The organism is Treponema sp. OMZ 790, from assembly GCF_024181285.1.
Lineage (GTDB): Bacteria > Spirochaetota > Spirochaetia > Treponematales > Treponemataceae > Treponema_B.
Genome location: NZ_CP051201.1, coordinates 1,058,986 through 1,081,314 on the forward strand (window position 1 = coordinate 1,058,986; position 22,329 = coordinate 1,081,314).

A 22,329-nucleotide genomic window follows, 5' to 3' on the forward strand; every position below is an offset into this window, starting at 1 on the left:
AAAAATAGGAAAATCGGTAAAAATTTGAAAATGCGCGAAGATTATAATTTGGGTTTTATTTTGCAATATGAAAATGTTGCTTGGTTTGATGAAGAATGCGGAGAGGTACGTATTTTAGACAGGCGTGTTTATCCGGCAAAAACGGAATTTTGTGTGTGTAAAAAATATGAGGAAGTTGTTAAAGCTATTGCCGATATGGTGACCCAAAGCGGCGGCCCATTTGCTGCGGCTGCTATGGGTATGGCTCTTGCTGCCTATCAAGGGAAAAATCTTTCAAAAGCTGAATATATTAAGTTTATGAAAGAAGCTGCCTATGCTTTATCCCATGCCCGGCCGACTACGAGTAAGGCAATGGAAGCTGTTACTGCCGAATCCTTGAGCCTCTTTGAGTCTCTAATAAAAAATGGTGTCTCCTCAAATGATATTATCACATCCTTAAAGCAAAATGCCGTGGAGCAAAATAACAGACGTTATAAAAAAAATACGGCAGCCGGCTCTATTTTCGCGGATTTGGTTCCTGACGGATCTTCAATTTTAACCCAGTGTTTTGGTGAAACGACGGTAGGAGGATATTTGCGTAAGTTTAACGAGACTAATAAAAAAATCAAAATTTTTTGTGCTGAAACCCGGCCTTATTTTCAAGGAGCACGCTTAACAGCTTCTTTGGCTTATGATATGGGCTTTGATACGACTGTTGTTACGGATAATATGCCGGCTCTTCTTATGAGCGAAAAAAAAATTGATTTTTGCGTTTCAGCTTCCGATGTTATAACTCTTGACGGCTTTATTATAAACAAGATAGGTACACTTCAAATGGCTATAGCTGCAAAATACTTCGGTGTTCCTTATTATGCAATAGGCTTTCCCGATAAAAACTACGCTTGCGCAAGTAAGGTAAAAATAGAATACCGCAATCCCGAAGAAACACTCTACGCTATGGGAAAACGAACTGCGATTTTGCCTTCGGATTGTAAAACTGAGAAAGAAAATAAAAGCGGTTTAATTTCAGGCCTTTATCCTGCCTTTGATATAACCCCTTACGATCTTTGTTCAGGTATAATTACAGACACCGGTTTTTTTAAGCCTATAATTTAAATATCAAACTGACTCCGGCCGATTCAAAAAACATATCGATAATTTTTTTTGAGTTTATGATTTTTTTGGTAAAATGTGTTTTGTCTTTAAAGTTATAGTAAATAGGAGCCGTTTTCCACACAGCATTAAGTTTTATGCGTATTTTTTCGGCAGGCTTAAAAAATAAAGAGCTCCTTAATTCGAAGTTCCATAATTTTTCAGCCTTGTTTATTGTACCCGGCAGAGGTTTATATAGTTTTTTATAAGTAATAAACTCAAGCCTTATTCCGTTCAAATATAGAGGCATATTATATTCTATGGAGTAAGAACCTTTATAAGCTGCTCCGTTTCTGTTTTCCCCTAAATCATTATCAAAAAACCAAAAATCTTCTTTTCTTGCAGGAAAAAGAGCCTTATAATTTATAAAATGCTCTGTTTTTAAAATGAGGTCAGCCCATTCGTTTCTTATTTTGGAGTTTAAATTAAAATATAATTCAATTCCGCCTTGAGCATTAAAAAACAACTTTGAAAAATATAGAGGTTCAATAACTTGAAAATTATTGACATTTTGATTTTCTGCAATGCCGTAAAAATTTAGAGCAGGGTAGGCCCAGCCTGTTCCCAGTGAGGCTTCTGCAATAAAATTTATAAAAGGTAAATATGCCAGTTTTAAATTAAAGGATCCTAAAATATTTGCAGGTTTTAAGCTCCCATTCAACTTCAGTTCCGTATATTTTGCAGTATTGTTTTCCATGTGGAACCGTAAAAAATAAGATAAGGATATATTAAAATTAAGGGGATAGTTTAGTCCGGTTTCAATTTCAAGCTTGCCGGGTTCTTCAGCTCTTCCTAAAAAATTTACAAAGCCGATGAGAATAAGCACTACTGAATATATTTTTTTTTGTTTCATCGTATGTCTATGTCAATAAAAGCCGAAGCAGGAGAATTAACTCTTACTTCGGCTTTTGTTATTTACCGATTATATCGGAAGCCGATTAATCGGCGATGCCTCAATTTTTTTATTCGGCATTTGTTGCGGGGGTTGTGGGCTGGATAAGATTCCCGGCTCTGTCGATGATATCGACATCGGAATTGGGTGTTATCTGATCAACATAGAATGTGTATAAAACGGGATCAGAAACATTTCCTACATTATCGATAGCCTTAACCTCAATGTTGTAAACTGCATTTTGTGTAAATCGGATGGGTTCAACATATTTAGTATATTCTCCATCGTTTACTTTTATATAAATTGCATCAACACCTGAAAGTTCATCTTTTGCAGCAAAAGAAACCGTTTCGCTTGTAGAAACAATAACTCTTCCTTCTTCATCTACAACACTCTTGCTGGGGAATATCATGTATTCCTCATCCTTGTTGATAAGACGGTTGGAGTTTGCAAGGCTTACAACAGGTGCAGTTTTGTCTATAGTAACTGCAAGCAGTTTAATGGGAGAAAGGTTACCTACATTGTCAATGGCCGTATAATAAAGATTTACGGGACCTTCAGCATCAAATGAAACATAGGTTTGCTCCGATTCTCTTCCGTTTCCTGAAAGTTTGAGAGCATTTAGATCTGTTCCCATATAAGCGGCTGCTACACCTGCTCCGCCTACGATATCGGCAGCAGAAACATACCATTTTGTGTTTGCTGAGCAGTATACTATTACACCATCGTTATACAAAGGTTCTGTTGTTTTGATTATTGTATCGGGAGCCGTATTATCTACTATTACCGAAAAAGTTTTGGGTAATTCCAAGTTTCCGCTGTTATCAAAGCCCCTGTATGAAATATCAAATTTCCCTTCTTCAAGAAGTTGGAAGGGGTTTTTGTATCTCATAAAATCGGCGCCATTTAAGGCAAACTCTACAAATTCAAGTCCGGTTTCCTTATCGGTTGAGCGGAGTTTAAAAAATACGTCACTGTTTACATAGTTTTTACCTTCTTCCACGTAGTGGATTGCAGGACGGACATAATCGGTTCCGACAATCGAAGGAGCTTGAGCCCAAGCTGAAACAAATAAAAGCGAACATACTGCTGCAAAAAAAAATTTTTTAATCATTAGTTACCTCCAAAATGATTTTTTTAAATTTCATAGTGTTTATTCTACACTGTGAATTTCTACTCTTCGGTTTTTGAAACGTTCAGTAATCTCCGAATGGGTACGGGCAGGTTCAGCTGCTCCTTTACCTTCGACGATTATGCTGTTCGCATCAAACAGTTTCATTTTTTGAAAATAGCCTGCTACAGCGATAGCCCGCTGTAATGCGATGCGATCTTCATCCTTTTGCGAGTCGAGTTTTGCACTGTGGCCTGAAATTACGATTTTCTTTACATTTTTTGCTTTTAGATCTTCGCTTATTTCTTTAAGTCTTTGTGCAGTAAACTGATCGATTTGATAGGATTGCGGTGCAAAATAAATTACGTAGAAATCATCCTGCATATCTTTTTGTTCCGCCTTCTTATCAGTTTCTTCTTTTACCATTTCCTGTTCTTGAACTTTTTCAGGTTCAGCCGGCTTTTCTTCTTGTTTAGGGGCAGACTTACACGAAAATAACAAAAGAACAGACAACAGCAAAAGTAATACTCTTACTTTTTTCAAAGAAACCTCCTTAAAATAATAATCTTAAGTATATTATGCTTCTTTTCCTGTCAATAGTCAAGGATTTTTTATGATTTTTATGTAAATCATTTCTCCTTGGCTTCGGTAACAAAGGTCGTATATTGGGATAAAAATAGAAGAGGCACGGTACCGATAGGGCCGTTTCTTTGTTTTGCCAAAATCAGTTCTGTCGGAATGGGTTTTGCTTCATCCTCGCTTGTATCAACCCTTTCGCGGTGCAAAAACATAACTACATCGGCATCCTGTTCAAGAGAGCCTGATTCCCTTATGTCGGCAAGTCCGGGTTTTTTCCCTTCAGCATCTCGTGTAAGCTGAGAAAGAGCTACCACCGGAATATTAAGCTCACGGGCCAGACTTTTTAAGGATCTGGAAATTTCTGCAATCTGTTCATGGCGCGGTACGGCTGCATTTTCACCGGTAATAAGAGTGATGTAGTCGATAAAAATGATTTTTACGTTATATGGAGGGCTGCAAAGCTGCCGGGCTATAGCCCTTAAATCCAATAGCTTCATATTCGGCATATCTACAAGGTAAAACGGTGCTTCATAAAGAGCTCCGCAAGTTTCTGAGACTTTTCCGAAATCTCTTGCCGTGAGGTTTGCAGATCTTATCCTGTTGGAATTTATCTTGGATCTGGACGCAATCAATCGCTGTACCAGCTGCATATCCGACATTTCAAGGGAAAAAAAGGCTGTCGGTATTTTTTCGTCGATAGCGATATGGGCAGCCATAGTCATGGCAAGAGCCGTTTTTCCTACCGAAGGACGGGCTCCCACAATGATAAATTCGGAATTCTGAAACCCGTAAGTCATATTATCCAAGCTGGTAAAACCGGACGGTACGCCGGTATACTCTCCTTTACGTTCATGAAGTCTTTCGAGGACTTCCAAGGTGGGCATTATAACTTCTGCGAGAGATTTAAAAGTTGCGGAATTTCCGGCTTCCGTAAGGTCAAAGATGCTTTTTTGGGCTTCTTCAAGTACGGTGCGGCTCGATATGCTGTCATCAAAAACATCAGCCGAAATTTTATTGGAAACTTTTAGCAGATTCCTTCTTATGGCAGCTTCCAGTACTATTTTTGCATAAAATTCGTAGTTTGCAGAGCTTGGAACTTCATCCGTCAAAGAAGCTATATATCCTGCTCCTCCGACTGCTTCCAATTCATTTGTAGAACGAAGGTAGTCTGTTAATATTAAAATATCGGCCTTTTGGGAGCGGGTGTCTAATTCCGAAATAGCCTTATATATCTTTTGGTGTTGAGGAGAATAAAAAGCTCCTGCATCCAATATAGGCCTTACAAAGGTAAAGACATCCGGATCTATTAAAATCGCTCCCAAAACGGCCTTTTCCGCTTCCATATTGTTGGGCGGAAGCTTGTTTTTTAAATTTTTTATACCATCCATAACTTCCCTCTCACGAAGGGCTATTTTAACAGATAGTAAGATTAAAATCTAGCCGAAAAAACTTTAAATCTTAAAAAGTTTAACTTCTACGCTTTTTTTCTCTTTAATTTCTACTTTTAATTTTTTAAATCCTTTCGGTTTTCCGCCCTTATGATTACTGTATCCTACGGGTTCTTTAGGCATACCTAAAAAGTTCCTATCCAGTTTATCATTTTCGTTGGAGTCTTGGTAAACAAAGAAAACATATTCTCCTTCAGGAAGTTTTTCGGTTATGCTCATATCTTTGCCGTCTACTTTAATGCTTACCGTCTTTAAAGGTTCTTTTTTCTTAAAAGATTTTTCGTCTCCGTAGATCATTAAAAAGAGCTTTCCTTCGATGGCCGTAATGTTTGTGATGTTAACAGTAACTTCAAACTCCGGTTTTGCTTCTTCCGAATGTAGATTTGTGAACACCGTAAAAAGAATTGCAAAAATAAAAATCGATTTTTTCATCGTATTTCTCCTATTATTTTCATTTATGTATATTTTCCTATTCGGCATTGCCGTAAAAAATCTTTACCCGATTAAAATGTACAAGGAGGTACATTCAGTATCGGACACGGATGTCCGTGGTTCTATTCTTACGAGTTTTTTGCAGAGCAAAAATACTCGAAGATCAAAAATGTACACGGATGTACATTTTTGATCGACGTATTGACAATTTCTTTCTTATTCCTTAAAATATCGTGCTATGAATAAAGATATTACGGTTGATGAACTTCGTTCAAAATATATAGAATTTTTTAAAAGTAAAAATCATGTCGAGATTTCGGGCCGCTCTCTAATACCCGAAAATGATCCGACGGTTTTGTTTACTACGGCTGGTATGCATCCGTTAGTTCCTTACTTGATGGGAGAACCTCATCCTGCCGGAACCCGTTTAACCGACGTGCAAAAATGTGTCCGCACAGGCGATATAGACGATGTAGGAGATGCTTCTCACTTAACTTTTTTTGAAATGCTGGGCAACTGGTCATTGGGAGACTATTTTAAAAAAGAATCTATTTCTTATAGCTTTGAATTTTTAACCGACGAAAAATACTTAGGTATTCCCGTCGATAAACTTTCCTTTACGGTTTTTGAAGGAAATGAAAACGCCCCCAGAGATGAAGAGTCGGCTTCCATTTGGGAAAGCTTGGGAGTTTCCAGAGATAAAATTTTCTTTTTGCCTAAAGAAGATAACTGGTGGGGCCCTGCCGGAGAAACCGGCCCCTGCGGTCCCGATACCGAAATTTTTATAGATACGGGAAAAAAAGCTTGTTGCGATAAATGCGGCCCCGGATGCAGCTGCGGTAAGTACGTCGAAATCTGGAACAATGTTTTTATGCAATACCACAAAAACAAGGACGGCTCCTATTCCCCACTGACAAGAAAATGTGTAGATACCGGAATGGGAGTTGAGCGTACCGTTGCCATGCTTCAAGGTAAGCCTTCAGTTTATAACACCGAGGCCTTTACCTCGATTATTAAATCGATTGAAGACTTGAGCGGTGTAAAATACGGCGATAACGAAAAAACCGATGCCTCAATACGCATTATAGCTGACCATATCCGAACTGCCTGTTTTATCTTAGGAGATCCTAAAACTACTCTCCCTTCAAATATCGGGGCGGGCTATGTTTTACGAAGAATTATCAGGCGGGCAGTAAGGCACGGCAAAAAACTCGGCATAGACGGAAACTTTTTATCGGTTCCGGCTGCTGCCGTTATCGCGCAAAATTCAAACTTTTACACCGAGCTGAAAGACAACGAAACTTTAATTTTAACCGAGCTTAAAGCCGAAGAGGATAAATTCCTTGAAACCTTAAAAAAAGGCGAGGCCGAATTCGAAAAAATGCTCCCCAATCTTTTAAAGAATCCCAAAAAGATTATTCCCGGAAGGATGGCCTTTAAGCTTTATGATACATACGGCTTTCCTATTGAGTTAACCGAAGAGCTTGCCTCAGAATCGGGATTGACGGTTAATAGGGAAGAGTTTGATGAGGCTTTTAAAAAGCATCAAGAGCTTTCAAGAGCGGGAAGCGAGCAGGTGTTTAAGGGCGGTCTTGCAGATCATTCCGAGCAGACGACAGCCTATCACACCGCTACGCATCTTTTGCATAAGGCTTTGAGGGTAGTTTTAGGTGATCATGTTCAGCAAAAGGGTTCAAATATAACGGCTGAAAGGCTGCGCTTTGACTTTTCTCATCCTGAACCTATGACGGAAGCAGAAAAGAAGGAAGTTGAGCGTCTTGTAAATGAGGCCATAAAAGCCGATTTACCGGTAACCATGGAAGTTATGCCCTTGGATGAGGCTAAAAAAATAGGAGCTATGGCTCTTTTCGGCGAAAAATATGAGGATGTTGTAAAGGTTTACAAGATAGGAGACTTTTCTACAGAAGTATGCGGCGGTCCCCATGTCGAAAAAACCGGTGTTTTAGGTAATTTTGTAATAAAAAAAGAGCAGTCTTCCTCCTCCGGAGTAAGACGCATAAGGGCTGTGCTTGAGCATTAAGTGTAACCTATCTATTGTGCAGTTTGTTATATAGGACAAAAGTTTGGCTTTGCCTTCTTTAAATATATCATTCCCCGGCGGGGATAATTGATGAGGATGAAATGAAAAAGAAAGTTTTTAGTGTGGTGATGTTGATTGGTTTTTTGAGTGTTTTGGCTGCTCAAAATGATTTACAGGTTATTGCACAGATAAATCTGTCAAAAAAAGAACCTATTACCCTTGGACAGCTTAAAAAGCTTGTTAAGTTTGCCGAGTCTCAAGGCGGCAATATAAAAACAAGTGACGACAAAAAACAGATCCTTGAAAGGTTAATGAGAACTAAACTTTTAGTTCAAGTTGCAGAAAAGGAAAACATCAAGATTGCTAACTCGCAAGTAGATGCAGCCTTTAACGAAGCTGTTTCTACAATAGTGAATTATCCCATAACTGAAAGCGAATTTGCAAAGCTTATAAAACGCGAACAAAATGTTTCTCTTGACGAATTTATGAAGAATTTGACCGGAAATAATGTTGAAGAGCTAAAAAAGATAATAAAAGATAATTTGACGATACAAACCTATATATCTTCAAAGAATCAAGCAGAAATTATAAAGATGGCAACTCCTACAGATGCTCAAATACGATCCTTCTATGAGATGAAAAAAGGAGAACTTGTACGTCCCGATATGGTTAAAATGCTTCTTGTTGCAGTCAAAAAAGAAGGAAAAGATAAAGAAGAAATCGAAAAAATCAATAATCTATATAACAGAGTTAAGAAGAATTTAAAAGAAATAGCAAATATTAAAAAAGAAGCCGAAAAGAATAATTATATTGCCCAAGAAGGCTACATACCTAAAAATGCGATAGGTGCACAAATTTTAAATGCTACACCTGAAGCCTTAATGGATATTTTTTCAAAAAATGTAAATCATATCTTTGATATTCAAGATAGAGCCGACAGCAGACAGTTTTTTATTATAATTGAAAAACTTGATGCAAAAATTTTAACTTTAAGCGATTTACCTGATCCTGCGTCAACGGTTACCCTTTATGATCAGATCAAGGGAATGCTCTCTCAACAAATGGCTTTAAATGCTGTTGAAACGATTATTCAAAGTACATATACAAGTTTGAAAACTGATGCAAATTGTAAAATTTTAAAAACCAATGCAGAGCTTGATAAGCTTTTTGCATGGTAATTGCAGATTCTGATGAGTATAGGCAGACGAAGAGGACGGATTCTCGCTTTTCAAGCTCTTGCAGCTTGGGATATGGGAGGAGCCGTCCTCGATGATTTATTGACATTCTCGTGGCAAAAAGAACAATCCGAATCTGAAGAAAGTTCCGATAAATATATTTTTCCCAAAATGATGCTTTTAGGTACTATCGAAAATATTACCGAAATAGATAAAGCAATTCAGGAAAATCTAGACAACTGGGTTATTGAAAGACTTAACTCCGTTGATAAAGCTATATTGAGATTGAGTGTTTATTCTCTTTTATACCAAAAAGATACTCCTGCTCCCATTGTCATAGATGAAGCCATAAATTTGGCAAAAGATTTCGGTACGGATGATTCTTATAAATTTGTGAATGCGGTACTTGACAGTATTAAAAATAAATCTTAAAATTTCAGAATGAAACGGCAAATAATTTTTGTAAACCTTGTCCTTTTATTGTTTTTGATTTTTTCCTGTTCGCAAAAAATGGATGAACAGGCTTTTTCGCAAGCCCTTTCAAAGATTGATACTCAAATCTCTGAGGGCCGTTTACCGAAGGCTTTAAAAGGATTAAAGCGCCTTTCAAAAAAAGCTTCAACTTCTACAAATTACGTTAGTATTGTAAAAAGACAGTTAAAACTAAATGCCGTTCCTGATGCCTTAATTTCGCTTCAGGCAGGTATAAAGAGTTTTCCCGAGTCGGTTGAACTTCCTGCTTTATTGACCTATGTACTTACCGATACAGGGAAGGCGGCTGAAGCTTTACCGTATTGTGACAGGTTGAAAAATTCTTCTTATGCATCTTTAGGTGCTGAAGCTTCGATTTTGGCTGATGTTTATTTTAACTCGTTTAACTCCGATTCCGGTCTTTTAAAAGCCGCTTATGATAAAACAAAAAATCAAGTTTTTTTAAAAAATGCGGCTGTTTCTTTGGCATCCAAGGGGCGGTTAAGAGAGGCTTCAAATTTGCGTTATGCAATTCCTCAGGATACGGCTCCTGAGCATCCTTTTTTTTGGAGCTGTATTGTTTATGACTTGGGTGTCTTTGATCCTATTTTTGGGGATTTATATTTTTCTCTTGTATATGCGGATAAAGAGGGCGGTTCAGGAAAATTGGCGGAAAAAGCCCGTCTTCATTTGATGCTGGCTGCAGATGCCGCCTTTGGGCAGGGTGATACTGAAAGAGCCAGAGCTTTTTGGCAGGCTGCCGTGGACAGGAGTCCCGAGATGTCTCCGATAACGTTTTATGATTTGGCTTTGACTGCTCCCGATGAAAAAGAAAGGGTAGATCTTTTAATCGAGTGTATCGATTTGTATCCCGATTTTTATCCTGTCATAGCCCGCTATATTCGTGAAGCTCTTGCTTTAAGGGAATTAAATGATCCGGATAGTCTTACTTCCTATCTTGAGTCTAAAGGTTTTTATTCTCTTAAAATGGAAGAGACATATTTTACCTCGCCCAAAATGACCTATTTACCGGAAGAACTTTTAACTAGGGCTATGAATCGCCCCGAATTTGATCCCAGATTTATTTTGGAAGAATTTAGATATAAACAGATAAAAGATAAGACCTATGCTTCTAAAGCAAGGGGTAAGGCCGATATGTGGAAGATTCTTGAAAAATACGGAAAAGAATCGACTATTCGTGAATATGCAAAATGGTATTTTGCCAAATCAGGTGATTTTAATGCTTGTTTTAGTGTAGGTGACATAGGCAAGCGGTATGAAGATTCTTTTTATTTGGGAATAGCTTCGGCAGCAGGAGGCGATTTTGAAAGTGCAATTTCAGAGTTTGCCACCTCGGCTCAAATTCCGGCCTATGCTTATGCCTCAACCGTAAATTCGGCCTATATGTACTATATGCTGGGGAAAACTGAAGAAGCCGTAAATGCTTACAGCCTCGCATCTTCTATGACCAAAGATAAAATGGAGCAGAGTTTGCTCCATTATGAGATAGCTTTAATTTTCTACGAAAAAAAAGCTTTTGATAGAGCTATAAGCGTTTTAGGTTATGCCTTGGAGTTGAACCCAAAAAATTATCAAGCCGCGTCTCTTATAAAAAGGCTAAAGGCTCTTAACTAATCGTTTTCAAGTTTAAATATTACTATGCCCGATGTTTCGGTTTTTTTGGGAATAAAATTTGCTGCAGAAACAAAGTCTATGAATTTTTTTATGGAACTTGTTGAATCCTTATCATTTCTTTCAAGATATTTATTTTCAGCATATTCTTTTACTATTTTTAAGGCATTCTCATAGTCTTCTCTTAAAATATAAAAGGCTGTATAGTTTGTTCCTGCTACTCCTGAACCTACCAGTATCGAAGAAAGGTGCTCATTTTCTGTACGGAATGGAATGCCTTCGTTTTGAAAAAGAGATTTTATTATCATTATATCTTCCTGATAAAAAAGATACATGAATTTGATTGACTTTTTTCCTCCACGCACAGCCTCAAAAAAAGCATCTTCCATTTCGACTATATTCTCTAAGGCTTCACTTTCTTCAGTCGATCCGTCATTTAATTTGACTCCTTGCGAATTTTCTTCCCAAGATTTCTTTAAAAATAAAAACAAAAAAATACCGGTTAAAACGGCAACTAACCACCACATAAGTACTCCCATAAAAACTTTTTGCAAGGATTATTAAATCCTGAAAAAAGTTTTTTCAAGTAGTTTTGCATTTTGCAAAACTACATATAATAAAACGATGTTTTGTGCAAAGCACAAAACTCGAAGATAAACAGTGAGGCAGAATTCCTGCCGAGCTGTTTATCGTATCTCCCAATTTAGATCATCTTATTCATTTTTCCGTAGATATTGCGGACAATTGTTTTTTGATCTTCATTAAAATTTTCTCCTGCAAGGTCAATCAGACTTTGAAGGGAAACAAGGCATTCGTGCAAGGCTGTGTGAAAACCTCTTGAGGTTTTAAACCAAAAATGCCCCGTGCCGTCGCAAAAGAGGGTTATAAAGCCAAGCTGCTTTGTAGTTTTCTTTGCGATTGTAGTTCTAAATAAGAGGTTTAAAGAATTTATAAGCTCTTCTAAGTCCTCTTCGATAAAATAATTTTTGCGTTTTTCAAATCTTTTTTCGTCTGCGGTTTTTTCGATTGGCTCGATATTAAAATTATTTACTACATTTAAAATCAAATCCATTTTTTCTCCCGATAGAAGCTCGCTTTTGCCGATTTCTATTTTTCCTCTTAAGCCCTTTAACTGCTCCAAGGCTCCGTTTTGATTTTCCTCGGTATATTTTCGGCGAATAGCCTCGGCCGTGAGTTTAAATTCCTTCCAAGGCAGGATGAGATGTTTTTTGCCCTTTATCTTTTTTATAAGATAGCGGGTTCCTTCGATTAGAACGCTTTCTTCTTCGATCTTTTTCTTTTCTTCTTTTGTTTCGGCCCTCTGTTCGTCTTTTCCTGTTTTTGAGCTCTTATCTTTTTTTTCTAAAAGGGCAGGGGCGACCTCTTCGATTATCTTTTTTGAAAGAGGGGATACCGACATGGCATACATGCGCGAGGTTCTAACTATTTCGCCTGCAACTATAAACTGCTCCTTTTCCTTGTACATGCAGGAGCCGGGATGAATAAAAATCTTTTCGGTAGTAAGGGAGCGGTAAGAATCCCTTCCTTGTGCCGAGCATACAAACTGAATCATTCCCTTGGCTATGGCCGTAAGATAGTGCTCCATTTTTCCGCCCGAAAGAATCGGCACTCCCATATCTGAAACGATGAGCTCAAGCTGTTCTTTTATGTTGGCTATTTCGGCCATTACCCTGTCATCAAGATAGTGAATCTTGCAAAACCTCTCCTTATCAAGGGCTTGAGAGTACATCCTAAAAACCTTTAAGAATGAAGCAAAGTCTCCCAAGGGCTCATCGAAGAGGGCATGAGCCTTGCGGGCTTCAATTTCTTCACCCTCGGGGAAGATGACCGGGCTTCTTGCCGATAAAAAGGCCGCGGCGATTAAAACCTCTTCTACAAGGTCGGGGTATTTTGTGATAGCTTCGACTATAATTCTTGACTGCCTCGGAGCCAAGGGGAAAAGACACATCATCTTTCCTATGCTGCTTAAAGAGCGGTCGCTTTCGAGGGCATCAAGCATGTTAAGGGTGTCTATGGCCCCTATGATGCCTTTTTTACCCGGAGGCGAAATAAAGTCGAAATTTTCAAAGTCGAGGATGCCGAGTTCAGCCATGCGCATAACAACCTCGGATAGGTCTGTACGGTAGATTTCTTCGAGGGTATAAAGCTGCCTCGTTTCAAAGTCCTTGCGGGTATAAAGTCGGTAGCATACGCCTTCCTGAGTTCTTCCGGCTCGTCCTCGTCTTTGGTTACAAGAGGCCTTCGATATGAGGGTCTCATCCAAGCTTGAAGTAAAGGTAAAAGGATTATAAAAGTTAAGCTTTGCAAGCCCTGAATCTATGACGACCGCAATGTCATTTATGGTAATTGAGGTTTCTGCTATGTTTGTCGAGATAACAATCTTTTTTTTGCCGAAGGGCGGAGACTTAAAAACCCTCTCTTGTTCTTCCTTGCTTAAGCGGCCGTAAAGGGGAAGGATAAAAAGTTTTCTGTACCACGGTTCTTTTGAAAGCCTTTCGATGCAGTCCTTGATAGCCCTTTCTCCGGGAAGAAAAACAAGGATGGCTCCGCTCCGTCCCTCGCTTAAGATGCGTCCTACAATCGAGGCTATCTTGTCCATCAGGGCCGTTTCCGCTTCCTGCGTTTCTGTCGAGGCCTTGATTACGGGAGGGTCAAAGATAAGGGTAACGGGGTAGGTGATAGCATCTATTTTGATTACCGGGCATCCGTCAAAATACATCGAAAATAGATCGGTGTTTATGGTAGCCGACGAAATAATTACCTTAAAGTCCTTGCGTTCGGCTATTATCCGCTTTAAAAGCCCCAAGATAAAGTCTATGTTTAAACTGCGTTCATGGGCCTCATCGATCAAGATTACGGAATACTTACTGAGCCAAGGATCGAGCTTCAGTTCCTGTAAAAGAATGCCGTCGGTCATTATTTTTATCTTTGTATCGCTTGAGGTCTTGTCCTCAAATCTCATCTTATATCCGACAAGGCCGGGCATGGGTTCTTTAAGCTGTTTTGAAATAAATTCGCTTACCGAAAGGGCCGCAATACGGCGCGGCTGAGTAACACCTATCATACCTGAACGGCTGTAACCTGCTTCATGTAAAATAACCGGCAGCTGGGTAGTCTTGCCTGAGCCTGTGGGGCTTTCTACAACTATTACCTGATTGTGCTCAAGCATTTCCAATATTCTGTCTTTTTGTTCGTATACCGGTAGATTTTTATATTTCATATAGTGAGCATTATAGCCTATTTTTGAAGAGGCTTCAAGTATGGGCCTTGACATAAGCTCCTTAAATTGTTACCCTATGGCAGTTTTATGGTTATCAATTTATTTTGGAGAAAATATGAGCACAAATTTTAAACCTTCGATTGTTACAGTTTTTGTTCCGCTTTTTGCGGCCCTTATTGCCGTAAGCGGTTTTATCGCCTTTCCTCTTCCCGGAACTCCCGTTCCCATAGTGCTTCAAAATATGATGCCTATTTTGGCATCGGGGCTTTTGGGGGGGCTTTACGGGACGGCTTCAACTGCAATTTTTTTGGCGGCCGGCTTATTAGGGCTTCCCGTCTTTTCGGGGGGAAGGGGCGGTTTAGCTCATCTTTTGGGTCCTACGGGCGGTTTTTTAATCGGCTACCTTGCAGTTGCCGCTTTTTTAATTCTTTTTTTTAGAAAGCCGGGTGTCAAGGACTTGGCCGGTTTTAAGTTTATAGGCTATTTAAAAATACTTGCAGCTTCTTTTTCCGGCTTTGCCCTTATCTATGTGTTTGGGATAGCAAGATTTATGCAGCTTACGCAGAGGGGGCTTTTTGAGGCCTTGAGCCTTACCTGCCTTCCTTATTTGCCGGGGGATTTTATCAAGATGATCTTGGTTTCCTTTTTGATTTACAAGCTGCGTCCTGTTACGGCAAAATACTTTTTGAGGGAATCCTAAAGTATGAGCGAAGAAATTATAAGCTTAAAGAATATAACAAAGACCTTTGTTCAAAGTTCATTTGACGGAGTGTTTAATTTTAAGGCTTTGGATGAGGTTTCTTTAAGCGTTTTTAAGGGGGAACTCCTTCTTATTTCGGGAGCAAACGGTTCGGGAAAGACCCTCCTTATGTCGATTATTGCAGGGCTTATAAGGCCCTCATCGGGGTTTGTTGAGGTAAAAGAAAGATGCGGAATAGTTTTTCAAGATTCCGATTTACAGATTCTGGGCGAAACCCCTGAAGAGGATATTCTCTTCGGATTAAAAAATATAAAACTTCCGAGAGAGGAAAGAAACAAAAGGCTGGAGGAGGCTTTAAAAAAAACAGGCCTAATGGATAAGAGGTATTATTCTTCCCGCTCCTTGTCGGGAGGAGAAAAAAGGCGGCTTTGCGTTGCAGGAATTTTGGCGATGAAGTTTCCCGTCATCATCTTTGATGAGCCCTATGCGAATTTGGATTATGAGGGGGTAGTGCAGGTTAATGCTCTTATTAAAGAATTAAGGGCTGAAAATTATACGATTCTTCTTTTAAGTCATGAGCTTGAAAAATGCTATGCCCTTGCAGACAGGTTTTTGGTTCTTCATCGGGGGAGAAAAGTTTTTGACGGAACACCTGATGAGGGCTTAAATCAAAACTTAAAAGAGTGGAGCATAAGACCTCCTCTTTTTTCATACACAAAGAGGGAGGATTTGGTTTGGATATAAGACCCTTATTTTCTTATAGGAGGGGAACAAGTTTTTTACATAGGATGTCCCCCCTTTTAAAATTGCTTTTTCTTTTCGGGTTTACAGCCGTCATTTTTTTCTCCCCTAATTATGTGCCTTTTTATTCGGTCTTTTTTATTTTACTTGCCCGTTTTATAGATTTTTCGTTTTTGGATCAATTAAGGGATTTAAAACCCATCTTTCCTTATTGTCTGCTTCTTTTAAGCCTTCATATTTTTTCTTTTTTTATAAAAACGGAAAGCAACATAAAGGACTTGAGTTTTCTTATTTTAAAACTCGTCGGCCTTATGCAGATAAGCTCTCTTTTTTTTAATACCACAAGCTCCCTCCAATTAAAAGAAACACTGGAAAAAATTCTACCCTTTAAGGCAGCTGCTTTGTTTTCTCTTTTTTTGTTTTTTATTCCTCTTTTGTTTTCTGTTTGGACAAAACTGGATTATTCATGGAAGGCTAGGGGCGGAAAAAAAGGCTTTTTTAAATTTTTTAAACTCCTCCCTATTTTTATCTCCGAAGCCATGTACAAAGGAGAAAAACTGATGTATGGATTGAAAAACCGATCATAATCTAATAAAAATGATTGACATAAGCTTATAATTATCTTATAATAAAACAATGATATCGATTCGATGGAGCCGTAAAGCTTCAAAACAACTTGATAAAATACAAAAAGCCGATAAGAAACAGATTCTTGAAGCTGTTGATACTTTATCCGGTTTTCCTTATGTTTTAAATGTAAAAGCATTAAGTAATCACACATATGATTATCGGTTGCGTGTCGGTAGATATAGGATTCTTTTTAATCACATGGAGAAAATACATATACTATCAATCGAGGAGGTAAAAAAAAGAGATGACAACACCTATTGATGTTCAATTTATAGCGGGAAAAGACGGAAAACCGGAGTATGCGGTTATCCCTTTTAAAGCTTTTCAAGCATTATGTAATCATAAGGTAAGAGAATTTAACGAAAAAGAAACAATCCCGCATGAAGTAATAAAAAAAATACATTTGGAAGATATGAGTTCTATTCAGGCATGGCGTGAATACTTAAACTTTACACAAACTGAAATTGCCGAAAAAATGGGAATAAGCCAGGCTGCATATAGTCAAATGGAAACCTCCAAAAAGAATCGAAAAGCAACACTGGAAAAAATAGCAAAAGCGATGAATATTGACTATTTGCAATTACGAATATGATTTTCCTATCTTTCCCCTGTAGTTGACGGCTTAGAGCTTATTTTGTATAATTATATTCTATGAAAGTATTGCATTTAGGCGAGGAGACTTTGAGGGAGGTTTCTAAGCCGGTTGAAAAAATAGATGAAAATATTAAAAGCTTAATAGAAGAAATGTTTGTTACCGTAAAAAAAGAAAACGGTATAGGCTTGGCCGCTCCGCAGGTAGGAGAAAATATAAGGCTTTTTATCGTATTTATAAATGATCAAAAATATGTTTTTATAAATCCCGAAATTATCGAAACTTCTCAAGAAATGTGTGTGATGGAAGAGGGCTGTTTAAGTATACCAAAGGTCTATGATGATGTTGTACGCCCGTCTTCCGTAAAGGTTCAATTTTTAAACATTGACGGCAAAATAAAAACCATAGAGGCATCAGGCCTTCTTGCAAGAGTAATTCAGCATGAAAACGACCATTTAAACGGAGTTCTTTTTATAGACCGTTTAAGCGAAGAAAAAAAAGCCGAAGCTATCGAAAAGTTTGAGCGTAAAAAAACTCTTTTTGCAAAAAAGAGGATCCGCCTGAGATGAGAATCCTTTTTGCGGGAACGCCTTCCTGTGCTGTGCCGGCCTTAAATTTGATAGCTCGCGAATTTGACCTTTGCGGAGTTTTGACTAATCCTCCGGCTCCGGCAGGGCGGAATAAAAACATGCAGGATTCCGATGCTGCTCTTGCAGTAAAAGAACTTATAAAAGAAGGTGTTCTGCCTGAAGATTTCCCTGTTTTGACGCCTCAAAAACTTGATGATAATTTTAGAAAAGAACTCGCAGCTCTAAAGCCCGACCTTTTGGTTTGTTTTGCCTACGGTAAAATTTTCGGGCCCAAGACGATGGCTCTTTTTCCGTTAGGCGGAATAAATATTCATCCCTCTCTTTTACCTAGATGGAGGGGATGTGCTCCCGTTCCTGCGGCCATACTGGCAGGGGATAGACTTACAGGAATTACAATTCAAACGATTTCGCCTCAGACTGACTGCGGCAATATTCTTGCACAGATTGAAGTTCCTTTAAATAATTCTGAAACTACAGAAAGCCTTTTAGCTGATTGTTCGAACAAGTGTTGTCCTCTTGTGCAGGAAGTTCTTTTAGATTTTGGAAATAAATTAAAGCTGGCAAAACCTCAAGATGACTCAAAGGCTCTTTATTGTTCTATGCTTAAAAAAGAGGACGGTCTTATAGATTGGTCAAAGCCGGCTGAAGAAATTGAAAGAAAAATAAGAGCTTTTACCCCATGGCCGGGCTGTTTTTCCTTTAAAAAAGGCGAAAAAATCGGCATAATCGAAGCGAATTTTTATATTGAGGCTTCAAATGAAATGACAAAAAATCAAAAATTTGGTACAATACTGGGTACCGATAAAAAGTGCGGTATTTTAGTTCAAACAGGAAACGGTGTTCTTGCTGTTTCCATTTTACAAAAACAGGCTAAAAAAAAGCTTGGATGGAAAGATTTTTTAAACGGTTCTCCTAATTTTTTGGAAGGCTGTTTTGAAACATAAATTTTAAAATATGGATGGTGTAATAAATGGGACTAGATAATATTTCGGACAGTATAGAGAGTAATGGAAAAGTAATACTTTTTACCTCTTTGGTAATGCTTGTATTTTTTGTTTTTATTTCTACGATAGTATTTTTTATGTCGGTAAAAACGGCTGATCAAGTTTTGGTTCCTAATGTTGAAGGTGAAAAATTTGAAGATGCTGTGCTTAAACTGCAAGTTAAAGAATTATATACCCGTCTTCAATTGAGATTTTCGGATGATCCGGAAGACACCGGAAAAGTTTTAGAACAAAGTCCTCCTGCAGGTACTATCGTAAAAGCAGGAAAAAGAATAAATCTCATCGTAAGCAGCGGTCCTGTTGTTGACAGGGTTGAAAATTATGTCGGAAAAACCTTATCCGATGTACAGCAGCATTTTGCCTCCTTGTTTACGGCCGGGCGTAAACAGCTTCTTTCTATAAAAGAGCCAATTATGTATAAATCCAGTTCCATTCCTGCCGGTACTATTTTAGAGCAAAATCCTGCTCCCGAAACAAAAATTACCGAAAGTATTGTAATTGAATTTATCGTAAGTAAGGGGCCTGAAAACGAAAAAGTTTCCATTCCGAATATGGAAGGATATAAACTTCCCGAAATTTATTCGGCAATAGCAAAAAATAAGCTTTCCTTTAAAATAAAATCAGAACTTAACTCTTCGATAGATGCTCCAACGGTCGTAAGCCAAAGTGAAACAGCCGATTCATCTGTAGATGCATATTCTCAAGTTGAACTTGGTATGCAATTCCCTGATTCTACAGATAAAATGATTTACGGAATATATTCGCCGATTTTGCCCAAATATCCTTATCCTGTAAAGGTTGCTGTCGATGCCGTATATCCTGACGGAAAACGTGTTGAACTTGTAAGTTTTGATCATCAGGGCGGGAAATGCGATATTCCTTATGGATTGCCGCAAGGAACAGTTCTTGTTCTTACTGTATTAAATAAACAGGTTCAAATGTTTGAAGTAAAACAATAGGAGACAAAAATGAGTAGAAAAATTTACAAAATTTTAAGTTTAATTTTGATTTTCTTTATTATGTTTTCATGTAAGACAACACCTAAGAATGATCCTAATTTTATAGGTGATTTTGATTCTTTTGATTTAGGCTCGGTCATGGCCGGTGTTGTTACGAGGATTAAGGGTGAGATTAAACCTACGGAGTTTAAATTTACTTTTTTTCCGCGTTCAAATATTGTTTCCATTAAACATAAATTTATGGTCGATACTGTAAGTATTTTTTTGGATCAAAGCGATAGGGAAATCTTGATTAAGGCAATGGAAACTTACATTGATGCATATAAAAATCATTCTTTGACCAAGGCTGATTCAGATAAAGATGCTTTTTTTGCTAAAACAAGAATTCTCATGGCTTGGGGCTTATTTGGAGGATCTTCTCATAGAGCTGAACCTGTGTTAAGAGCTCAGTATCAATTGTTGTCGGAGAATAGACCTTATTTTATTTTGGCTAATGCAACAACACGGGCTATAGGGGAAAAAGATGATTCCAACTGTCCTGCATTGAGGTTAGCTCTTTCACCGGCCCAATGTGAAGATTTTATAATGCTTTTAAAACAAGAGACTCTTGTTCAAGCTGTAGAGAACATAAAAAAAGATTTTGAGCGCTTTGAACCTGCAAATAACCAAAACGGAAATACGGAAGCTTCAGAAAAAAACGATACTGTAAACTATGACGGTTTTTAGATAATCGTTATTTTTATCGGCATTCCTGTATTTTATAAATCTTCTATATTGCCGTCTTTATCTACCAAAAATACTCGCGGAGTATTTTTGGTAAAGAAGCCGTTTTCTACTACACCTGTAATCTTGTTTAAACTTTCTTCTAAGGTTTTAGGATTTACAATAACTGACTCAGGCCATTTTACATCAATTATAAAATTGCCGTTGTCGGTAACAACCGGCCCCATTTTTTTTATGCCTTCACGCAATACAACCGTTATACCTTGGGCTTCGAGAGTCTTTGATATACTTAAACGGGCTTCGGGTATTATTTCAATCGGAAGGGCGAAGCCTTTTCCCATCGATTTAACTTTTTTTCTATCATCGGCAATTACAACAAATTCTTTTGAGTTGTATGCGATTATTTTTTCTCTAAGAAGGGCGGCACCTCCTCCTTTGATTAAATTTTTTTCCGGGTCAATTTCGTCGGCTCCGTCGATAGCCAAGTCTAACGAACCGCCGATTTGCTGCGAGCTTAGGGAATATATAGGTATGCCCAGTTTTTCACATTCGATAGATGTTTGAAAACTTGTCGGCACAGCATAGATTGTTTTTAATTTGCCTGAAGATAAAAGTTGGGATAGACGGTGTACAGCCGGCATGGCTGTCGAACCTGTGCCGAGACCTATTTTCATTCCGTCAAAAATTTTCCCTTCCGAAAAAAGAGTGTCGATTGCATGATAGGCAACTTTTTCTTTTAATTTTGATGTATCCATTATAAATATTCCTTTCCTGCAAAAGCTTTAAATTGATGATAGGCTTGATATTCCAGCATTTTATAGCCGTTACAAACCCTGCATCCTGAAGTTCTTGCCCGTTTTAATAATTTGGTAGTTTCAGGTCTATAGATTAGTTCGAATACTTTTTCTTTTCCTGTAAAGGTATAAAAGTTAAGAGGATCCGCATCTATGTTGGGTTCCATACCGGCATTTGTTGTTTGAATGATTAGGTCCGAAAAAGCATGAAGATGTTTGATATTTATCGGATCTAAAAGAGCCCATGTAAATTTATATTTTTCTGCAATGTTTTGTGCATTTTCGGCTGTCCGGTTAAAGATACAGGCCTTACCGTGGAGAGATTTAACTACCTCGGCAACGGCTCTGGCTGCACCTCCGGCTCCTATAATGGCAACCTTATATCGGCGTAAATCTTTTTCGTTTAAAAATTCTATTAAAGCTTGTTCAAAGCCGTCAACATCGGTATTGCAGCCGAACCATTTTTTGTTTTCGTTTATAAGAGTATTTACGGCTCCGATAAATTTTGAAGCTTCAGATATAGAATTTATTTGAGGTATTATCTCGCTTTTAAAAGGAGCAGTAACCGAAAGTCCTTTTATGTTAAGAAGATTGGCAAAATCCAAAGCTTCTTTTGATGACAATGCAGATATGGGAATGTATACCGAATTAAGATTTTTGCGTTTAAAACCCTGATTATGAATTTTAGGACTCAGACTGGTGTTTACGTCTCCGCCTATTACACCGTATACTGCAGTTTTACTGTCAATTTTAGAAAACCGATATAGATCTTCTAAAGTTTCGGGATCTATCAGTTCTTTTTCAAGTTTGTTTTTCTTTATGTATTCGGGTGTAAAGGTGTATACAATTTGTGAGTTTAATTTTTTTGATAGTATACGTGAGCATAAACCATAGGGACCCATTGCCGATAAAATATACTCTTGATTTTGTATCAGCTTTGAAGCTTTAAAAAGTTCTGAAACGTCATTTAAACAACTTGCAGTAAAGGCAAATTTAGGAATGTCGGTTTCAAATCTGGGCAAGCCTTCCACAGTTTTTACTATATTTTTTACAGGAACCTTGCTGTGCAGACTTCTTATTATCTTAATATCAAAAGCTCTTGCTGCTTCTTCAATTCCTGATGAGTCAAAATCGTTTTCTAAATCTATGTAAGAAAAATTTTTTATCGGATCTGAGTTTGCGAAGGCAAGGCCTCGAGCGAATATTGTCATTCGAGCACCTTCTCCTCCGGTAAAGTTTCCTCCATCCGATTTACGTCTTACGGTTAAAATACATGGAATTCCTGCTCTTTCCGGAAATTTTCGTAAATAGAGTATTTCGCTTTGATTTAGATAATCTACGCGAAGCTCTGCAATATCGATAAATTTTTTATATTTTTCTAATGCGGAAAGATTTTTTTCGATTGTTTTTTCCGTTAAAACAAGACAGACCTTTGTAGACATA

General features: G+C 38.0%; 23 protein-coding genes. 14 read left to right on the top strand and 9 right to left on the bottom strand.

Features of this window, described 5'->3' with window-relative positions:
- Positions 1-30 precede the first annotated feature (30 nt).
- On the top strand, positions 31-1,095 hold the full coding sequence (locus E4O01_RS05195; protein WP_253695179.1) for a s-methyl-5-thioribose-1-phosphate isomerase: 1,065 nt from the start codon (positions 31-33) through the stop codon (positions 1,093-1,095).
- On the opposite strand, the gene E4O01_RS05200 is transcribed toward E4O01_RS05195, so the two are convergent.
- The 5 genes from E4O01_RS05200 to E4O01_RS05220 all read right to left on the bottom strand — a co-directional run bounded on the left by E4O01_RS05200 (position 1,085) and on the right by E4O01_RS05220 (position 5,593).
- A complete protein-coding gene (locus E4O01_RS05200; RefSeq protein ID WP_253694722.1) occupies positions 1,085-1,984 on the bottom strand; it encodes a hypothetical protein in 900 nt (299 codons plus the stop codon). The two genes, E4O01_RS05195 and E4O01_RS05200, sit on opposite strands and share 11 nt — an antisense overlap.
- 109 nt (positions 1,985-2,093) lie before the next feature.
- The gene (locus E4O01_RS05205; protein ID WP_253694723.1) at positions 2,094-3,137 is read right to left on the bottom strand and encodes an OmpL47-type beta-barrel domain-containing protein; all 1,044 of its coding nucleotides are present in this window, start codon (positions 3,135-3,137) and stop codon (positions 2,094-2,096) included.
- Positions 3,138-3,176: 39 nt separating this feature from the next.
- Entirely contained in the window at positions 3,177-3,677 is a 501-nt protein-coding gene (locus tag E4O01_RS05210) for an OmpA family protein (protein ID WP_253694724.1), read from the bottom strand.
- A gap of 86 nt (positions 3,678-3,763) precedes the next feature.
- Positions 3,764-5,101, bottom strand: a complete 1,338-nt coding sequence (gene dnaB / locus E4O01_RS05215) for a replicative DNA helicase (protein ID WP_253694725.1) — start codon at positions 5,099-5,101, stop codon at positions 3,764-3,766.
- Between the two features lie 63 nt (positions 5,102-5,164).
- Positions 5,165-5,593: a DUF2141 domain-containing protein gene (locus E4O01_RS05220; protein WP_253694726.1), complete on the bottom strand. Its 429-nt coding sequence runs from the start codon at positions 5,591-5,593 to the stop codon at positions 5,165-5,167.
- A 238-nt stretch (positions 5,594-5,831) separates the two neighbouring features.
- Here E4O01_RS05220 and E4O01_RS05225 point away from each other — a divergent pair, with 238 nt between their 5' ends.
- The 4 genes from E4O01_RS05225 to E4O01_RS05240 all read left to right on the top strand — a co-directional run bounded on the left by E4O01_RS05225 (position 5,832) and on the right by E4O01_RS05240 (position 10,915).
- Positions 5,832-7,634: an alanine--tRNA ligase gene (locus E4O01_RS05225; protein ID WP_253694727.1), complete on the top strand. Its 1,803-nt coding sequence runs from the start codon at positions 5,832-5,834 to the stop codon at positions 7,632-7,634.
- A 101-nt stretch (positions 7,635-7,735) separates the two neighbouring features.
- Positions 7,736-8,812 carry an MOSP complex formation periplasmic protein, TDE1658 family gene (locus E4O01_RS05230; RefSeq protein WP_253694728.1) on the top strand — a complete coding sequence of 359 codons (1,077 nt, stop codon included), beginning with the start codon at positions 7,736-7,738 and terminating at the stop codon, positions 8,810-8,812.
- A 12-nt stretch (positions 8,813-8,824) separates the two neighbouring features.
- Positions 8,825-9,241 carry a transcription antitermination factor NusB gene (gene nusB, locus E4O01_RS05235; protein ID WP_253694729.1) on the top strand — a complete coding sequence of 139 codons (417 nt, stop codon included), beginning with the start codon at positions 8,825-8,827 and terminating at the stop codon, positions 9,239-9,241.
- Positions 9,242-9,250: 9 nt separating this feature from the next.
- A complete protein-coding gene (locus tag E4O01_RS05240) occupies positions 9,251-10,915 on the top strand; it encodes a tetratricopeptide repeat protein (protein ID WP_253694730.1) in 1,665 nt (554 codons plus the stop codon).
- On the opposite strand, the gene E4O01_RS05245 is transcribed toward E4O01_RS05240, so the two are convergent.
- Both E4O01_RS05245 and E4O01_RS05250 read right to left on the bottom strand, forming a co-directional pair.
- Entirely contained in the window at positions 10,912-11,439 is a 528-nt protein-coding gene (locus E4O01_RS05245) for a putative signal transducing protein (RefSeq protein WP_253694731.1), read from the bottom strand. The genes E4O01_RS05240 and E4O01_RS05245 overlap by 4 nt on opposite strands.
- Positions 11,440-11,615: 176 nt before the next feature.
- Positions 11,616-14,153: a helicase-related protein gene (locus E4O01_RS05250; RefSeq protein ID WP_253695180.1), complete on the bottom strand. Its 2,538-nt coding sequence runs from the start codon at positions 14,151-14,153 to the stop codon at positions 11,616-11,618.
- Positions 14,154-14,268: 115 nt separating this feature from the next.
- Here E4O01_RS05250 and E4O01_RS05255 point away from each other — a divergent pair, with 115 nt between their 5' ends.
- From E4O01_RS05255 to E4O01_RS05295, 9 genes are read left to right on the top strand one after another with little or no spacing between them, the layout of a single operon-like run.
- Positions 14,269-14,853, top strand: a complete 585-nt coding sequence (locus E4O01_RS05255) for a biotin transporter BioY (protein WP_253694732.1) — start codon at positions 14,269-14,271, stop codon at positions 14,851-14,853.
- Positions 14,854-14,856: 3 nt separating this feature from the next.
- On the top strand, positions 14,857-15,597 hold the full coding sequence (locus E4O01_RS05260) for an energy-coupling factor ABC transporter ATP-binding protein (RefSeq protein WP_253694733.1): 741 nt from the start codon (positions 14,857-14,859) through the stop codon (positions 15,595-15,597).
- Positions 15,588-16,181, top strand: a complete 594-nt coding sequence (locus tag E4O01_RS05265; protein WP_253694734.1) for a CbiQ family ECF transporter T component — start codon at positions 15,588-15,590, stop codon at positions 16,179-16,181. Before E4O01_RS05260 ends, E4O01_RS05265 begins: the two co-directional genes overlap by 10 nt.
- Positions 16,182-16,230: 49 nt before the next feature.
- Positions 16,231-16,485, top strand: coding sequence for a type II toxin-antitoxin system RelE family toxin (locus E4O01_RS05270; protein ID WP_253694735.1), 255 nt, complete (start codon positions 16,231-16,233; stop codon positions 16,483-16,485).
- On the top strand, positions 16,469-16,816 hold the full coding sequence (locus E4O01_RS05275) for a helix-turn-helix domain-containing protein (RefSeq protein WP_253694736.1): 348 nt from the start codon (positions 16,469-16,471) through the stop codon (positions 16,814-16,816). Before E4O01_RS05270 ends, E4O01_RS05275 begins: the two co-directional genes overlap by 17 nt.
- 59 nt (positions 16,817-16,875) lie before the next feature.
- Positions 16,876-17,385, top strand: a complete 510-nt coding sequence (def, locus tag E4O01_RS05280; RefSeq protein ID WP_253694737.1) for a peptide deformylase — start codon at positions 16,876-16,878, stop codon at positions 17,383-17,385.
- Positions 17,382-18,350 carry a methionyl-tRNA formyltransferase gene (gene fmt / locus E4O01_RS05285; RefSeq protein ID WP_253694738.1) on the top strand — a complete coding sequence of 323 codons (969 nt, stop codon included), beginning with the start codon at positions 17,382-17,384 and terminating at the stop codon, positions 18,348-18,350. The genes def and fmt overlap by 4 nt, the downstream gene beginning before the upstream one ends.
- A 26-nt stretch (positions 18,351-18,376) precedes the next feature.
- A complete protein-coding gene (locus tag E4O01_RS05290; protein WP_253694739.1) occupies positions 18,377-19,369 on the top strand; it encodes a PASTA domain-containing protein in 993 nt (330 codons plus the stop codon).
- A 9-nt stretch (positions 19,370-19,378) separates the two neighbouring features.
- Positions 19,379-20,095 carry a hypothetical protein gene (locus E4O01_RS05295; protein ID WP_253694740.1) on the top strand — a complete coding sequence of 239 codons (717 nt, stop codon included), beginning with the start codon at positions 19,379-19,381 and terminating at the stop codon, positions 20,093-20,095.
- Between the two features lie 32 nt (positions 20,096-20,127).
- Here the strand turns inward: E4O01_RS05295 and rpiA are convergent, their stop codons facing one another.
- On the bottom strand, positions 20,128-20,847 hold the full coding sequence (rpiA, locus tag E4O01_RS05300) for a ribose-5-phosphate isomerase RpiA (protein WP_253694741.1): 720 nt from the start codon (positions 20,845-20,847) through the stop codon (positions 20,128-20,130).
- Positions 20,847-22,328 (bottom strand): type I 3-dehydroquinate dehydratase, encoded by a 1,482-nt coding sequence (locus tag E4O01_RS05305; protein WP_253694742.1) that lies wholly within the window; start codon positions 22,326-22,328, stop codon positions 20,847-20,849. The genes rpiA and E4O01_RS05305 overlap by 1 nt, the downstream gene beginning before the upstream one ends.
- Between the last annotated feature and the right edge of the window lies 1 nt (position 22,329).

Coding starts and splice junctions, on each gene's coding strand:
- E4O01_RS05195 (WP_253695179.1), top strand. CDS start 31: ATGCGCGAAGATTATAATTTGGGTTTTATTTTGCAATATGAAAATGTT.
- E4O01_RS05200 (WP_253694722.1), bottom strand. CDS start 1,984: ATGAAACAAAAAAAAATATATTCAGTAGTGCTTATTCTCATCGGCTTT.
- E4O01_RS05205 (WP_253694723.1), bottom strand. CDS start 3,137: ATGATTAAAAAATTTTTTTTTGCAGCAGTATGTTCGCTTTTATTTGTT.
- dnaB (WP_253694725.1), bottom strand. CDS start 5,101: ATGGATGGTATAAAAAATTTAAAAAACAAGCTTCCGCCCAACAATATG.
- E4O01_RS05220 (WP_253694726.1), bottom strand. CDS start 5,593: ATGAAAAAATCGATTTTTATTTTTGCAATTCTTTTTACGGTGTTCACA.
- E4O01_RS05225 (WP_253694727.1), top strand. CDS start 5,832: ATGAATAAAGATATTACGGTTGATGAACTTCGTTCAAAATATATAGAA.
- E4O01_RS05230 (WP_253694728.1), top strand. CDS start 7,736: ATGAAAAAGAAAGTTTTTAGTGTGGTGATGTTGATTGGTTTTTTGAGT.
- nusB (WP_253694729.1), top strand. CDS start 8,825: ATGAGTATAGGCAGACGAAGAGGACGGATTCTCGCTTTTCAAGCTCTT.
- E4O01_RS05240 (WP_253694730.1), top strand. CDS start 9,251: ATGAAACGGCAAATAATTTTTGTAAACCTTGTCCTTTTATTGTTTTTG.
- E4O01_RS05245 (WP_253694731.1), bottom strand. CDS start 11,439: ATGTGGTGGTTAGTTGCCGTTTTAACCGGTATTTTTTTGTTTTTATTT.
- E4O01_RS05250 (WP_253695180.1), bottom strand. CDS start 14,153: ATGAAATATAAAAATCTACCGGTATACGAACAAAAAGACAGAATATTG.
- E4O01_RS05255 (WP_253694732.1), top strand. CDS start 14,269: ATGAGCACAAATTTTAAACCTTCGATTGTTACAGTTTTTGTTCCGCTT.
- E4O01_RS05260 (WP_253694733.1), top strand. CDS start 14,857: ATGAGCGAAGAAATTATAAGCTTAAAGAATATAACAAAGACCTTTGTT.
- E4O01_RS05270 (WP_253694735.1), top strand. CDS start 16,231: ATGATATCGATTCGATGGAGCCGTAAAGCTTCAAAACAACTTGATAAA.
- E4O01_RS05275 (WP_253694736.1), top strand. CDS start 16,469: ATGACAACACCTATTGATGTTCAATTTATAGCGGGAAAAGACGGAAAA.
- def (WP_253694737.1), top strand. CDS start 16,876: ATGAAAGTATTGCATTTAGGCGAGGAGACTTTGAGGGAGGTTTCTAAG.
- fmt (WP_253694738.1), top strand. CDS start 17,382: ATGAGAATCCTTTTTGCGGGAACGCCTTCCTGTGCTGTGCCGGCCTTA.
- E4O01_RS05290 (WP_253694739.1), top strand. CDS start 18,377: ATGGGACTAGATAATATTTCGGACAGTATAGAGAGTAATGGAAAAGTA.
- E4O01_RS05295 (WP_253694740.1), top strand. CDS start 19,379: ATGAGTAGAAAAATTTACAAAATTTTAAGTTTAATTTTGATTTTCTTT.
- rpiA (WP_253694741.1), bottom strand. CDS start 20,847: ATGGATACATCAAAATTAAAAGAAAAAGTTGCCTATCATGCAATCGAC.
- E4O01_RS05305 (WP_253694742.1), bottom strand. CDS start 22,328: ATGTCTACAAAGGTCTGTCTTGTTTTAACGGAAAAAACAATCGAAAAA.